Raw genomic sequence first — 13,430 nt, forward strand, 5'->3', positions numbered from 1 at the left:
CGGCTGCGGTTCCCGGACCCTCCGGAACCGCAGCCGGGCGCTCGGCTGCGTGCAGTGGCATCGGTGCCTAGGCTCGACGCGTGAGCGAGCAGACTCCCGAGCCCACCCCGATCGACACCGAGGCCGTGAGCGCCCTGCGCGAGCGGTACCCCGTGAGGATCGGCGTGCAGGTCCAGCCGCAGCACTCCGACTACGCCGGCATCCGCCGCACCGTGGCCGCCGTGGAGGAGGCCGGCGTGGACGTCGCCTTCAACTGGGACCACTTCTACCCGCTGTACGGCGAGCCCGACGGCCTGCACTTCGAGTGCTGGAGCCTGCTCGCCGCCTGGGCGGAGGCCACCGAGCGCGTCGAGATCGGCGCCCTGGTGACCTGCAACAGCTACCGCAACCCCGAGCTGCTGGCCGACATGGCCCGCACGGTCGACCACATCTCCGCCAAGGGCGGCGAGGGCCGTCTCATCCTCGGCATCGGCTCCGGCTGGTTCGAGAAGGACTACGACCAGTACGGCTACGAGTTCGGCACCGCCGGCGGTCGCCTGGACCAGCTCGGCGAGGCGCTCCCCCGCATCGAGCGCCGCCTGGGCGAGCTCAACCCGGCGCCCACCCGCCACATCCCCGTGCTCATCGGTGGCGGTGGCGAGAAGAAGACGCTGCGCATGGTCGGCGCCCACGCCGACGCGTGGCACTCCTTCGGCGACGCCGAGACCTTCACCCGCAAGAGCGGGATCCTCGACCGCTGGGCCCGCGAGGCCGGCCGCGAGCCGGTGGCCGTCGAGCGCAGCATCGGCGTCGAGGGCACCGCCGACCCGGCCGAGCAGGGCGAGGAGCTGCTGCGCCGCGGCGCCACGCTGTTCACCATCGGCGCCGGCGGCCCCGACTACGACTTCGGCCGCCTGCGCGACTGGCTCGCCTGGCGCGACGAGAAGAACGCCTGACGCCCGACCCCCGTGACCGTGGGCGCTCGGCCACCGCCCCGCGAGGTGGCTGGCCGTCCACGACCACGGGGGTGGGTAGCGTTCGGCCGTGCCCCAGGACGCCTCGCAGAGCACCCTGCTCGCCACCATCACCGGTACCGACCGCCCCGGGGTGACCGCCGCCGTCGTCGGCGCGCTGGCGGGCCGCGGCCTGGAGGTGCTCGACGTCGAGCAGCACGTGGTCCGCGGACACCTGACGCTGGCGGTGCTGGTCACCGCCGGCGCCGACTCCACCGCCGACGAGGCGGCCCTGCGCGAGGCGGCCGCACCGTTCGACCTCGAGGTGCGGACGGCGACCAGCCGCGCCGACGACGCCGCGGGGGACACCACCGCCGAGGCGCTCCCCGCGTCCCCCCGCTCCCACGTCGCCGTCCTGGCCGCCCCCCTGCGCCCCGAGCAGCTCTCGCAGGTGGCGGGGGCCGTGGCGAGGGCCGGCGCCTCCATCGACGCCATCCGCCGCCTGGCCACCGCGACCCCCGAGCACCCGGTGACGTGCCTGGAGCTCGACGTCCGCGGCGCCGAGCCCGCCGTGCTGCGGCGCGACCTGGCCGCGGTGGCCGCCGCCACCGGCGTCGACGTCGCCGTCTCACCCGCCGGGCTGGTGCGCCACGGGCGCCGGCTGGTGGTGCTCGATGTCGACTCGACCCTCATCCAGGACGAGGTCATCGAGCTCATCGCGGCCCACGCCGGTCCGGAGGCGCAGCGCCGCGTGGCCGAGGTGACCGAGCGGGCGATGCGCGGCGAGCTCGACTTCGCGGAGTCCCTCCACGAGCGGGTCGCGGCCCTGGCGGGGCTCGACGAGCGGGTCCTCGCCGACGTCCGCGCCTCCGTGCGCCTCACCCCCGGCGCCGAGGTGCTCGCCACCGTGCTGCAGCGCCTCGGGTTCGTGATGGCGCTGGTCTCCGGCGGCTTCGCCGAGGTGGTGGAGCCGCTGGCCGCGAGCCTGGGCATCGCCAGGGTGCGGGCCAACCGCCTGGAGGTGGTCGACGGGCGCCTGACCGGCCGGGTGAGCGGTCCCGTCGTCGACAGGGCCGCCAAGGCCGCGGCGCTGCGGGAGTTCGCCGCCGCCGAGGACCTGCCGCTGGAGCGCACGGTGGCCGTGGGCGACGGCGCGAACGACCTCGACATGATCGCCGCCGCCGGGCTGGGCGTGGCGTTCAACGCCAAGCCGCTGGTCCGCGAGCAGGCCGACACCTCCCTGACCACGCCGTACCTCGACAACGTGCTGCACCTGCTGGGCATCAGCCGCGAGGAGGCCGACGAGGTCCGCCGGCCCGCCGCCGCGGTGGCTTCCGAGGGCGCGCAGGACGACGGCGCTGCCGCCGCCGTGGTGCTGCGCCCCCTGGCCCGGGAGGACCTGCCGCTGCTGGGCCGCTGGCTCGACGAGCCGCGCGTGGCCCGCTGGTGGCCCGACGCGCACACCCCCGCCGACCTGGAGGCCGACTACGGGCCCAGCATCGACGGGACCGACCCGACCGTCCTGCAGCTGGCGCTGACGGCGGCCGGGCGGCCGTTCGGCTTCGTGCAGAGCTACCGGTACGACGACGAGCCCGAGAGCCGCGCGGCGCTCGCCGCCCTGGTCGACGTGCCCTCCGGCGCGCTGGGCCTGGACTACCTCATCGGCGAGCCCGACCTGCAGGGCCGGGGTCTGGGCGCGGCCCTCGTGGCGGCGTGCGCCGCGCACGCCCTCGCGGCGAACCGCGGGGCGGGCGAGGTGCTGGTCTCGGTGGCGCTCGGCAACCGGGCGTCGTGGCGGGCCCTGGAGAAGGCCGGCTTCACCCGCGCCGCGCAGGGCGAGATGACCCCGGACAACCCCCTCGACCCGCGCGACCACGTGGTCTACCGGCTGCCCCGTGCTGACGCGCGCCCCGACGCGCCCTCCGGTCGCGCCCCTGGTGGGATGTCCCGGTGAGCGTGGTCAGCGAGGGCTTCTCCGGCAGGCGCGGGCGCGACCCGCGGCTGCCCCCGGGCCAGTACGACGTCGGCGGCTCGTTCCCGGTGCTCACCGCCGAGGCGACGCCGAACGTGACGCAGGAGACCTGGACCTTCCGGGTCGACGGCGAGGTCGAGACCCCGACGACGTGGGACTGGGCCGGCGTGCACGCCCTCCCGGGCTCGGCGTACGAGGGCGACATCCACTGCGTCACCACCTGGAGCAAGCTCGGCACCAGCTTCTCGGGGGTCTCCCTCGACGTGCTGCTCGAGCAGGTGGGGGTGCGCCCGAGCGCCACGCACGTCCTGGCGTGGGCGAGCAGCGGCTACACCACCAACCTCCCCCTCGCCGACGTGACGGGCGGGAGGGCGTGGCTGGTGTGGGAGCACGAGGGCCGGCCGCTGAGCGCCGAGCACGGCGGCCCGGTGCGCATGCTCGTGCCGCACCTGTACTTCTGGAAGTCGACCAAGTGGGTCGCGGGCCTGCGCCTGCTCGACCACGACGAGCCCGGGTTCTGGGAGCGCAACGGCTACCACGAGCGCGGCGAGCCCTGGGCGGAGCAGAGGTACGCCGGTGACTGACAGCGCTGATGGCACCGGCCTGCCGGCGCTCCCCGTCCTCGACTCCCCGCGCCGGCGCGTCCCGCCGACGGGCGCCAAGCGCTCGTGGCAGACCGGGACCGTGCTGGAGGTGCGGCGCGAGACCCCGCACGCCGCCACCTACCGCGTGCAGCTGGAGCAGTGGCAGCCGCACCTGCCCGGACAGAACTACCTGGTCCGGCTGACCGCGCCCGACGGGTACCGCGCGCAGCGCTCCTACAGCGCCGCGAGCCCCCCGGAGGACGCGGGCGTCGTCGAGCTCACGGTCGACCGGCTGCCCGACGGCGAGGTCTCCGGCTACCTGCACGACCACGTCCGCCCCGGCAGCCCGCTGGAGGTCCGCGGCCCGTTCGGGGGCTGGTTCGTGTGGCGCGGTGACCGCCCGGCCCTGCTGGTGGGTGGCGGCTCCGGCGTCGTCCCGCTCGCCTGCGTGCTGCGCTCCCGCGCCGCGCGCCTCGCCACCGGCGCGACCCCCGCGCCGGTGCACCTGGTGGCCGCGGCCCGCACGCGGGCCGAGCTGCTGTACGCCGACGAGCTGACCGGTCCCTTCGCCGAGGACACCACCGTCGTCCTGTCGCGGGAGGACGACGCCGGGCCCGGTCGCCCCGGGAGGCCCGCGGGCCGCCTGCGCGCCGAGGACCTGCTCCCCCACGCGGAGCGCCTGGGTGCGCTGACCACCGGTGACGACGGGGCCGACGTGTTCCTGTGCGGCTCGACCCCGTTCACGACGGCGGCCGAGCGGCTGCTGCGGGAGCTCGGGGTCCCGGCCGACGCGATCCGCGTGGAGCGCTTCGGCCCCTCCTGACGGACCTCGCTCCCCCTCTGACTCGCAGCCGAGCGCCTCGTTGCGGTTCCGCACCCCCTGCGAATCGCAACCGAGCGCCTCGTTGCGGTTCCGGCAGCACCAGGAATCGCAACCAGGCGCTCGGCTGCGATCCCGGGGGCACCAGGAATCGCAACCAGGCGCTCGGCTGCGGTCCACGAGGCGCGTCCGCGCGAGGTGGGTCACCGGACGACACCACCCGTAGGTGAGAATGGTTGTCGTGTCGAGCCTGCGCCTGCTGCGCCGCGCCAGCCCCCTGGTGCGGCTGCTGGTGCTCAGCCAGCTCGCCTTCAACACCGGGTTCTACCTCGTGCTGCCGTTCCTGGCGGTGCACCTGGCCAGCGACCTCGCCCTCGCCGCGGGCACCGTCGCGCTGGTCCTGGGGCTGCGCACCGCCAGCCAGCAGGGGCTCTTCGTGGTCGGCGGGGTGCTGGCCGACAGGTTCGGCCCCCGCCCCCTCGTCCTCACCGGCTGCGCGGTGCGGGTCGTCGGGTTCGTCGTCCTCGGCACCTCCTCCTCGGCGGGCGGCGTCATCACCGGCGCCCTGCTCACCGGGGTGGCCGCGGCGCTGTTCTCCCCAGCCGTCGAGTCGGAGCTGGCCCGCGCCGCCGGCGCCCCGGGCGCGGGGCTGGCCCGCCGGGAGGCGTTCGGGCTGTTCTCCGTCGCCGGCCAGGTGGGGGCCCTCGGCGGTCCGGTGCTCGGATCGGTGCTCCTGCTCGTCGGGTTCCGCACCACGTGCCTCGTGGCGGCCGGGGTCTTCGTGGTCGTGCTCGCGGCGCACTGGCGCCTCCTGCCGCGCCGCGCGGGGAGCGACAGCGCCAGCCCCAGCGACGCCACCAGCGCGACCAGCGCCACCAGCGCCACCGGGACCCAGCGCGCCCACCTGCTCTCCGGCGCGCTGGGGGCTCTGCGCGAGCCGGTGTTCCTCGCCGTCGCGCTGGCCCAGGCCGGGTACCTGGCGGTCTACAACCAGCTGTACCTGGCGCTGCCGCTCGAGCTGGACCGCGCGGGGGTCTCGCGCGAGGTCGCCGACGTCGCCGTCGGGGTCCTCTTCGCCCTCGCCGCCGCCCTGGTGGTGGTGGGCCAGATGCCCGCGCTGCGGTGGACCGGGCGCCGGTGGTCAGCACCGACCACCCTGCTCGCGGGGCACGGGCTGCTGGCCGCGGCGGTGCTCGCCGGGGCGCTGTCGCGTCAGGTCGGCGGAGCGGTGCCCGCGCTGGCGGGCTCCGCCGTGCTGGTGGTCCTGGTGGCCGCGGGGCAGATGCTCCTCGTGCCCGTCGGACGCGACGTCGTCGCAGCGCTCTCGCCGGCGTCCGACCTGGGCGCCCGCTACGGCCTGGTCTCGACCTGCGGCGGCGCCGCGGTGCTGCTCAGCAGCTGGCTGGTCGGCTCCGTCGTCGACGTCGCCGCCCCCGACGGGCCGGCCAGGGCGCTGCCGTGGCTGGTGCTGGCGCTGGTGCCCGCCGCCAGCGCGCTGCTGCTCGTGGCGGTGCGCCGCCACCTCGTCACCCCGCCCAGCGACGACAGCGTCACCGCGAGCACCGACAGCGCGACCAGCGAGGCGGCCGGTGCGAGGACGGCCCAGGGAGCCCTCTCCACGTAGGGCATCCCCTCGGCGAGCACGAGCCCCCAGTCGGGGGCGGGCGGCTGCGGGCCGAGGCCCAGGAAGCCCAGCGAGGCCAGCGCCAGGGCGGTGCCCGGCAGGCGCAGCGCGGCGTGGCGCAGCACCGGGGGCAGGACGTCGGGCAGCACGTGCACGAGCAGCAGGCGGGCGCGCCCGACGCCCAGCAGCGGCAGCACCCGGACGTGCGGCTGCGCCCGGGCCTCGGTGACCAGGGCCGCGGTGTGCGCGGCCAGCGGCGCCCAGGAGACCACCAGGACGGCGATCGCCGCGCTCCCGACCGGCTGCGACGTCGGCCCCAGGGCCGCGGCCGTCACCAGACCCGCCAGCACCGGCGGCGCGGCGTTGGTGACCTCCACCGGGCCGGTGGACAGCCGCGGGAGCAGCCCGGCGGCGATGCCGATGACGGCCGCCAGCACGCAGACGAGCACCGCGGTGCCGACGGTGCTGGCGGCGCCGTGCCCGACGCGGGCCAGCAGGTCGCGCCCGGAGGCGTCGGCGCCCAGCGGCAGCGCGAGGCTCGGCGCCTGGAGGCGGGAGTGCTCGGGGGTGTACGGGTCGCGCAGCAGGCCCGCGAGGGTGGTGCCCGCCAGGAGGACGACGCACACGAGGGGCGCCGCGCGCGCACCCCACCCGCGGGCGCCCTCGGGCTCGGCCACGGACAGCCCGGCGGTGCGCAGCGCGCGGCCCAGCACCGCGCGCCGCAGGAGCGAGGCGCCCGCGCCGCAGACGACGCCGACGAGGAGCAGCGCGAGCACGCAGCCCTGGAGCACGGGGGCGTCCTGCGCACCGGCGGCACCCAGGGAGGTGCGGCCGATCCCGGGGATGGCGAAGACCCGCTCGACGGCCACCGCACCCCCGGCCAGGCCCACGAGCACCATGCCGACCTGCGGGGCGACGCCGGGAACGGCGCGCAGCAGCAGCCCGCCCACCAGGCGGGCCCGGGTGGTGCCGGCGGCCGCCCACGTCGCGGCCCACGGCTCGGCCGCCGCGGAGCTGACCGCGTCGGAGAGGAGCCGGCCGAGCAGGCCCCCGGCGGGCAGGCCGAGCGCGAGCGCCGGGAGCACCGCGTGCTGCGGCCCCTCCCAGCCGTACGGCGGGAGCCAGCGCAGGTGCACGGCCAGCACCACGAGCAGCGCCGTCGCCAGGAGGAACTCCGGCAGGGAGGTCAGCAGCGCTGCGACGGCACCTCCGCTGCGGGCGGAGGAGCCGCGCACGGCCGCGCGCAGCGCGGGGAGCACCACGAGCGCCGCGACCACCGCGGCCACCGCGAGCGCGAACCCCACGAGCGTCAGCGACACCGCGAGACCGGCCAGCACGTCGGGGAGCACCGGGCGCCCGCTGACCCACGAGTCGCCGAGGTCGCCGCGGAGCACGCCGGAGGCCCAGCGCACCAGCTGGCCCCCGGCGGTGGGTGCCAGGTCGAGGTCCTCGCGCACGGACGCCAGGGCCTCGGGGGTGGCCACCTGCTCCTCGGAGCGGGCGCGCAGCACGCTGAGCGCGGGGTCGCGCCCCGACAGCCACGGGAGGGCGCCGACGACGGCGAGCGCCGCCGCCAGCGCCCCCAGGCGCGAGGCGCCGACCAGCGACCCCGACGCCACCCCGCTCGGCGTCCTCACGACGAGGCTGCCCCGACGGTCGTGCTGGTGGTGACGAGCGCGCGCTCGCGCGGGTCGCGGGCGGCGTCCACCACGTCGGCCTGCTCGCCCTGGAGCACGCGCTCGTGGAGCATGGGCACCGCGGCGTCGGCCTCCAGGACCAGCCTCTCCGCCTCCAGCACGGCCGCGCGACGGTCGTCACCCGCCGGGGTCGCGGAGGCCTTCGCGATGGCGGCGTCGACGGCCGGGTCGCAGAACTGCGAGATGTTGAACGAGCCGTCGCAGCTGAAGTCGCTGGCCAGGTAGGCCACCGGGTCGCCGGAGTCGAGCACCGTGGCGCGCGACAGGACGAACGCGTCGAACCTCCCGGCGAGGGCGTCCGCCTCGATCTGGGCGTACTCGCGCACGTCCTGCCGCACGGTGAAGCCGGCGGCCTCGAGCTGGGCCTGCAGCTGCACGGCCACCTCGGGGAGCTCGGCGCGGTCGGTGAACGTGCCGATCGTGATCGTCTTGCCGTCCGCCGCACCGGCCGGCGCAGCGGTCTGGGTGCGCTGCGGGCGGTCCGCGGTCCACGGCAGCGCCGGGCCCAGCAGGCCCTGCGCCACGTCGGCGCGGCCCTCGTACACGGTGTCGACGACCTGCTGGGCGTCGATCGCCTCGCGCGCCGCGGCCCGCACGGCCGGGTCGGCGAAGGCGCCGCTGGAGGTGTTCAGGTACAGGGTGTTGGTGCGCGGCATCTTGACCTCGTGCAGCAGCGCCGGGTCGAGCAGCGACGCCTGGCCCGCGGGCACGGCCTCGACGACGTCGGCGGTGTCGGTGCGCATCGCGGCGGCGCGCGCGGTGCCGTCGGGCACGAAGGTGGCGTCGATCCCGGCGGCCGCAGCCCTCTCGCCCCAGTAGCCGTCGAACCGGTCGAGGCTGGCGCTGGAGGTGCCGTTGACGGCGGTCAGCACGAACGGCCCGGTGGCGTGGCGGACCGGGTCCACGACAGTGGTCCCGGAGCCGTCGGTGGAGTAGGCGGCGGGCGACATGATCGCCAGCTGCGGGCTGGAGAGGCGCTGGGGCAGCAGCGGGTCGGCAGCGGTGGTCCGCACGAGCACGGCCTCGTCCGGGGCCGAGGGGTCGACCTCGGCGGTCAGGCCCACGCCGTCGAGGATGCGCGGCGGGGGTGACGCCGCGGCGGCAGCCCCCAGCGACCCGACGACGGCGGCCGGCGTGAGGGCCTGCCCGTCGTGGAACTGCACGCCCTGGCGGACGACGAAGCGCCAGGTGGTGTCGTCGACCTGCGACCACCCGGTGGCGAGCAGCGGCTGCGCGTCGCCGTTCTCGTCGAGCACCACCAGGGGCTCGATGTTCGACCAGCGCCCCATCTTGAACGCGTCGTCGGTGATCGTGGAGAAGCCCGAGCGCGGGGGCTGCAGGTGGGCGACGCGGATGCGGGCGTCGCTGGTGGCGGCGCCGGTGCCGGTGGACCCGGCGGCGTCGTCGGTGCCGCCGGTCGAGCCGGAGAAGCAGCCGGTGAGGAGCAGCAGGCCGGCGGCGGGCACGGCCAGCCTCAGCGCGAGGCGGCGCGAGGCGCGCGACCGGTTCCGGGCGGGGGCCGGGGCGGGGGCAGGCGGCAGGGCAGGGGTGGGCACGGGTCCTCCGAGGTGCGGGTGGTGCTGGCTGGTGGGTGCTGGGCTCAGGCGGGCAGCGGCAGGCCGCCGGTGGGCGCGAGCGGCAGGCGGGGCAGGGCGTCGACGAGCTCGGCGACGGCCTCGTGGCGGGGGTCGGTGAGCACGTCGTGGGTGGGGCGGTCCTCCACGAGGCGTCCGTCGTGCAGGACGGCCGTGCGGTCGCAGAGCGCGGCGACGGCGGCGAGGTCGTGGCTGACCACCACCAGCGCCGTGGTGCGCCGGACGCGGCTGAGCGCGTCGAGCACCTGCGCGCGCAGCGGGGCGTCGAGACCGCTCACGGGCTCGTCGGCCAGCACGAGCGCGGGGCGGGGCGCCAGCGCGCGGGCGATGGCGACCCGCTGGGCCTGCCCGCCGGAGAGCTGCCGCGGCCGGTGGCCGTGCAGCGCGGCGTCGACGCCGACGGACTCGAGGCACTCCGCGGCGCGCTCGCGCGCCTCGGCGCTCCCCGCGCGGTGCAGCCCGAGGCGCACCAGCGGCTGCTCCACGGCCTGCAGCGCGCTGAGCCGGGGGTCGAGGCTGGCGGCGCTGTCCTGTGGCACGTGCTGGACGGCGCGGCGGTACCAGCGCAGGGCCCCGGTGCGCCACCGGGGCTCGACGCGCCGCAGGGCGCCGCCGTCTTCGCCGCGGGCGCTGACCGCGCCGGCGTCGGGTGCCTCCAGGGCCAGCAGCACCCGCAGCAGGGTCGACTTGCCCGCCCCCGAGCGCCCGAGGAGGGCGACCGACTCGCCCCCGCGCACGTCGAGGTCGACGCCGTCGAGCACCGTCCGGGTGCCCGCGGGGGTGCTGTAGCGGCGCACCAGCCCCCGGGCGCTCAGCAGGGCGCGGTCCGGCGCAGGGGTCGTCGGCGCCGTCACCGCGACGCTCCGGCGAGGGGGCGCGACGGCAGCGCGGCCTCGGCGCGGCGGGCCGCGGCCACGAGCGCGCGCCCGGCGGTGCTGGTGGCCGCCGCGAGCAGGTCGGAGGCCCGCGCGGTCTCGGCGACCCGCCCGGCCTCGACGACCACCACGCGCTCGCACAGCTGCGCGGCGACGGCGAGGTCGTGGGTGATGAAGAGCAGGGCGGGCTGGCCCGGGCCGCCCGTGCGCTCGCGCAGCAGCTCGACCACGCGGGTCTGGGTGACGACGTCGAGGGCCGTGGTGGGCTCGTCGGCCACGAGGAGGGGTCCGGGGCGGGCCAGGGCGACCGCGAGGCAGACGCGCTGGCGCTGCCCGCCGGACAGCTCGGCCGGGCGGGCGGACGCGGCCGCGCGGGGGTCGGGCAGCCCGACCGCGGCGAGCAGCTCCAGCGCCTCGGCCCGCGCCGCGCGCCGGCCCCTGCCGAGCGCCTGCAGCGGGGCGGCGACCTGGGCGCCGACGGCGACGAGGGGGTGCAGGGCGCGCGCGGGGTCCTGCCCGACGGCGCTCGGCCGGCTCGCGCCCTCCCGCCGCTGGGGCGGGACGCCGAGCACCTCCAGGCCGCTGACGCGCACCGAGCCGGCGGCGCGGACGCCGCGCGGGAGGCGGCCCAGCACCGCCGCCGCGGTGAGGGACTTGCCCGAGCCCGACGCCCCGACGACCGCCGTCCGGGCACCGGGCGCGCCGCCGGCGGGGACCTGGAGGTCGATGCCGTGGAGGAGGCGGCGCCCGCCCGCCGCGTCGGCGGTCAGTCCGCTGATGGTGAGCGCCTCCACGCGCAAACCATAACTGTTCTCATCCGCAGGTCGACGGCGGGGTGATCACCCGCCGGCCCCCGGTCGTCCACGGGGCCGCCAGCGGGCGGTCGGACGGCGGTCAGGCGGCGGTCGGGCGGCGGTCAGCGGGCCGCGGTCATCCCCACGACGTCGTCCCAGCGCGCACCGCCGACGGCGCCCTCCGAGGACGGCGCCTCCGCGTGGGCCCGCGCGACCGAGACCAGCTCGGCGAGCAGCGCGTGCAGGCGCTCGTCGGCGTCCGGCACCACGGCCGCGGCGATGCCGGTGGCGGCCAGGTGCAGCAGCCGTGGGGCCGCCTCGCGCTCGAAGGTCCGGCGCCTGACGACGCCGTCGGGCACGAGGTCGCGGGCGAAGCCCTCGGCCCAGCGCCTCGCCCCGGGCGCCGGCGCGAGGGCGGCGCAGGTCGCCTCCTCCAGGCGGGCGGGGTCGCGACCGTCGAGGGCGGCGAGCACCCGGTCGCAGGTCAGGACGCCGGCGGCGAGCACGTGCTGGCGCTCCAGCGCGACCACCGGCAGGGCGTGCTGGGCCGCCGCTCGCACCAGCCGGGGCCCCAGGTGCGGGTCGGAGCTGGTCAGGCCGACCACGGACGGCACCAGCAGCGCCAGCCGCGACCGGGCGGTGTCGGAGGTGGCGTCGTTGACGGCCCGGGCCGCCGACGCCAGGAGCGGGTGGGTGCAGGCGGGGTGGTCGCTCCACCGCTCCCCCGCCAGGTAGGAGGCCATCTCCATGAAGCACGCCCCGCGGCGCGGGCTGCGGTGCCTGCCCGCCGAGAGCACCGGGAGCAGGCCGGGCGCACCCGACGACGTCGACACCTCGACCACGAGCCACCTCCGGCTGGGACCTGCGCGGACCGGTGCGGCCATCGTGCACCCGCCGGAGCGAGCAGCACCACCCCCCGAGCGCCGCGGCGGCGGCTGGTGGCCTCCGGGGACCGCCTCCCCTCCTGGCCCAGCGGGGTGCGGCCCTCGGAGGCGGGAGCGGACGGCCCCGCCTACTGTCACCCCGTGAGCGACGCGACCGACCGCGACCAGGGCGCCGAGCGCCCCGAGCACGGGACCCCCGGGGTCTACTCCAAGCCCGGTCAGGAGTTCACGCGCGACACCCGGTACATCACCGACCGCGTCGTCGCCGACCCCAGCGGTACCGGGCCCTCGGACGACGGCGTCCAGCTGTGGCCGGTCGAGGCGGGCCGCTACCGCCTCGTCGCCGCGCGCGCCTGCCCGTGGGCCAACCGGGCGATCATCGTCCGGCGCCTGCTCGGCCTGGAGGGCGCCATCTCGATGGGCCTGTGCGGCCCCACCCACGACGAGCGCAGCTGGACCTTCGACCTCGACGAGGGGGGCCGCGACCCGGTGCTCGGGTACGAGCGCCTCCAGGAGGCCTACTTCGCCCGCTTCCCCGACTACCCCCGCGGCATCACGGTGCCCGCGCTGGTCGACGTGCCCACCCGCGCCGTCGTCACCAACGACTTCGCGCAGATGACCCTCGACCTGTCGACCGAGTGGACCGCCCACCACCGCGAGGGCGCGCCCGACCTCTACCCCGAGCACCTGCGCGACGAGATGGAACCCGTCATGCGCCTCGTCTACACCGAGGTCAACAACGGCGTGTACCGCGCGGGCTTCGCCGGGTCGCAGGAGTCCTACGACGCCGCCTACGACCGGCTCTTCACGGCCCTCGACACCCTCGAGGAGCGCCTCACGGCGCAGCGCTACCTCGTCGGCGACACCATCACCGAGGCCGACGTGCGCCTCTTCACCACGCTGGCCCGCTTCGACGCGGTCTACCACGGCCACTTCAAGTGCAACCGCAACAAGCTGTCCGAGATGCCGGCGCTGTGGGCCTACGCGCGCGACCTGTTCACCACGCCCGGGTTCGGCGACACGACGGACTTCGCGCAGATCAAGGCGCACTACTACCGGGTGCACACCGACATCAACCCCTCGGGCGTCGTCCCGAAGGGCCCCGACCTGGCGGGGTGGCTGGAGCCGCACCACCGCGAGCAGCTGGGCGGCCGCCCGTTCGGCGACGGCACCGCGCCGCCGCCCCCGCCCGCCGACGAGCGGGTGCCCGCAGGGGCCACCCCGCTGGGCTAGCCCGCCGTGGGACGGACCCGGCAGACCCGGGTGCTGCCCTCCGAGCCCGCCTCCGCCCGCGTCGGCCGCACGGTGACCGCGGCGCTGCTGGCCTCGGTGGGGGCGCCCGGCTCCCTCCTCGACGCCGCGGTGCTGGTGACCTCGGAGCTCGTGACCAACGCCGTGCGCCACGCCGGCGGCGGCGAGGTGGTGCTCCTCGTCGAGGCCGACGCGCGGTCGGTGTCGGTCGGCGTCCGCGACGACGCGCGGCGCCACCCCGAGCTGGTGGCGGCGTACGAGGGCGGCGGCCGGGGGATGCTGGTGGTCAGCGCCCTCGCGGAGCGCTGGCACGTCGAGGACGTGCCCGGCGGCAAGGTCGTCTGGGCGCACCTGCGCTCGGTCGAGGCCCCGCCCGCCTCGTCGGCCTGACGGGCGCGGGGC

Annotated in this window: 11 protein-coding genes and 1 pseudogene; 7 read left to right on the forward strand and 5 right to left on the reverse strand. The window is 77.5% G+C overall.

Features of this window, described 5'->3' with window-relative positions; translation table 11 throughout:
- Window positions 1–134 precede the first annotated feature (134 nt).
- The 5 genes and pseudogenes from F1641_RS17935 to F1641_RS22215 form a co-directional block, all read left to right on the forward strand.
- Window positions 135–935 (forward strand): LLM class F420-dependent oxidoreductase, encoded by an 801-nt coding sequence (locus tag F1641_RS17935; RefSeq protein WP_194908164.1) that lies wholly within the window; start codon window positions 135–137, stop codon window positions 933–935.
- Between the two features lie 88 nt (window positions 936–1,023).
- Window positions 1,024–2,886, forward strand: a complete 1,863-nt coding sequence (serB, locus tag F1641_RS17940; RefSeq protein ID WP_194907814.1) for a phosphoserine phosphatase SerB — start codon at window positions 1,024–1,026, stop codon at window positions 2,884–2,886.
- Window positions 2,883–3,488 carry a sulfite oxidase-like oxidoreductase gene (locus F1641_RS17945; RefSeq protein WP_194907816.1) on the forward strand — a complete coding sequence of 202 codons (606 nt, stop codon included), beginning with the start codon at window positions 2,883–2,885 and terminating at the stop codon, window positions 3,486–3,488. Before serB ends, F1641_RS17945 begins: the two co-directional genes overlap by 4 nt.
- Window positions 3,481–4,311, forward strand: a complete 831-nt coding sequence (locus F1641_RS17950) for an FAD-binding oxidoreductase (RefSeq protein ID WP_206691445.1) — start codon at window positions 3,481–3,483, stop codon at window positions 4,309–4,311. Before F1641_RS17945 ends, F1641_RS17950 begins: the two co-directional genes overlap by 8 nt.
- Window positions 4,312–4,540: 229 nt before the next feature.
- A pseudogene (locus F1641_RS22215) lies at window positions 4,541–5,515 on the forward strand (MFS transporter); the annotation flags it as partial.
- Window positions 5,516–5,658: 143 nt separating this feature from the next.
- Here F1641_RS22215 and F1641_RS22220 read toward each other — a convergent pair.
- The 5 genes from F1641_RS22220 to F1641_RS17975 form a co-directional block, all read right to left on the reverse strand.
- Window positions 5,659–7,569 (reverse strand): ABC transporter permease subunit, encoded by a 1,911-nt coding sequence (locus tag F1641_RS22220; RefSeq protein ID WP_194907818.1) that lies wholly within the window; start codon window positions 7,567–7,569, stop codon window positions 5,659–5,661.
- Complete coding sequence (locus tag F1641_RS17960; protein ID WP_375541511.1) at window positions 7,566–9,107, reverse strand: ABC transporter substrate-binding protein; 1,542 nt, start codon at window positions 9,105–9,107, stop codon at window positions 7,566–7,568. Before F1641_RS17960 ends, F1641_RS22220 begins: the two co-directional genes overlap by 4 nt.
- Window positions 9,108–9,229: 122 nt before the next feature.
- Window positions 9,230–10,078 (reverse strand): ABC transporter ATP-binding protein, encoded by an 849-nt coding sequence (locus F1641_RS17965; RefSeq protein WP_194907820.1) that lies wholly within the window; start codon window positions 10,076–10,078, stop codon window positions 9,230–9,232.
- Window positions 10,075–10,893, reverse strand: coding sequence for an ATP-binding cassette domain-containing protein (locus F1641_RS17970; RefSeq protein WP_194907821.1), 819 nt, complete (start codon window positions 10,891–10,893; stop codon window positions 10,075–10,077). The genes F1641_RS17965 and F1641_RS17970 overlap by 4 nt, the downstream gene beginning before the upstream one ends.
- 122 nt (window positions 10,894–11,015) lie before the next feature.
- Window positions 11,016–11,735 carry a hypothetical protein gene (locus F1641_RS17975; RefSeq protein WP_194907823.1) on the reverse strand — a complete coding sequence of 240 codons (720 nt, stop codon included), beginning with the start codon at window positions 11,733–11,735 and terminating at the stop codon, window positions 11,016–11,018.
- Between the two features lie 183 nt (window positions 11,736–11,918).
- Between F1641_RS17975 and F1641_RS17980 the strand changes: the two genes are divergently transcribed.
- Together F1641_RS17980 and F1641_RS17985 are read left to right on the forward strand one after the other, a co-directional pair.
- Window positions 11,919–13,010 carry a glutathione S-transferase family protein gene (locus F1641_RS17980; RefSeq protein ID WP_194907825.1) on the forward strand — a complete coding sequence of 364 codons (1,092 nt, stop codon included), beginning with the start codon at window positions 11,919–11,921 and terminating at the stop codon, window positions 13,008–13,010.
- Between the two features lie 6 nt (window positions 13,011–13,016).
- Window positions 13,017–13,418, forward strand: a complete 402-nt coding sequence (locus F1641_RS17985) for an ATP-binding protein (RefSeq protein ID WP_194907827.1) — start codon at window positions 13,017–13,019, stop codon at window positions 13,416–13,418.
- Window positions 13,419–13,430 lie beyond the last annotated feature (12 nt).

It is taken from the genome of Quadrisphaera sp. INWT6, assembly GCF_015390235.1.
Taxonomy (GTDB): domain Bacteria; phylum Actinomycetota; class Actinomycetes; order Actinomycetales; family Quadrisphaeraceae; genus Quadrisphaera.